Annotated in this window: 1 protein-coding gene; it reads right to left on the reverse strand. The window is 65.5% G+C overall.

The genetic code is table 11. The features are described from left to right. Nucleotides 1-788 (reverse strand): AMP-binding protein (locus QMX96_RS26695; protein ID WP_282362724.1); only part of this gene is annotated, 788 nt, incomplete at both ends.

Consider the following 788-nt stretch of genomic DNA (forward strand, 5'->3'; position numbering starts at 1 on the left):
TCTTCCCGCAGGGCCGTGGGGTCGGCGGCGTTATCGTGGGGCAGTACATAACCCACCAGTTGCTGGCCGCTCGGCCCGTCCACCGCCAGCACCAGCGCTTCGCGCACGGCGGCCTGTTGCGCCAGACGTGCCTCGATTTCACCCAGCTCGATGCGGAAACCGCGAATCTTGACCTGATGGTCGATGCGGCCGACGTATTCGACGATGCCATCCTGGCGATAACGCGCCAGGTCGCCCGTGCGGTACAGGCGCTCGCCGCGGGCCGAGAACGGGTCGGGCACGAAACGCGTGGCGGTGAGATCGGCACGCTTGAGATAACCACGCGCCAGACCGGCCTGACCCACATACAGCTCGCCGATGGCGCCTTTGGGCACCGGGTTCAGGTCGGCATCGAGCAGGTACCACGACAGGTCCGGGATCGGCTCGCCGATGGGGCTTGCCGCATCACCGGCCAGGTCTTTAAGGCTGACTGGACGGTAAGTGACGTGCACCGTGGTCTCGGTGATGCCGTACATGTTGATCAGTTGCGGCTGCTGATCGCCGAAGCGCTCGAACCAAGGGCGCAGGCTGTGCACGTCGAGAGCTTCACCACCGAATACCACGTAGCGCAGGGCGGGTTTGGCTGCTGCATTGGCGGGGGCACAGGCCACCTGCATCAGCTGTTTGAACGCCGATGGCGTCTGGTTGAGCACGGTGACCCCCTGCTCGCACAGCAACTGGAAGAACTCTTCCGGTGCCCGGCTGGTGGCCTGCGGCACGATGACCAGCCTGCCGCCATACAGCAGCGC

This window comes from Pseudomonas sp. PS01300 (assembly GCF_029960155.1).
In the GTDB taxonomy this organism is placed as follows: domain Bacteria; phylum Pseudomonadota; class Gammaproteobacteria; order Pseudomonadales; family Pseudomonadaceae; genus Aquipseudomonas; species Aquipseudomonas palmensis.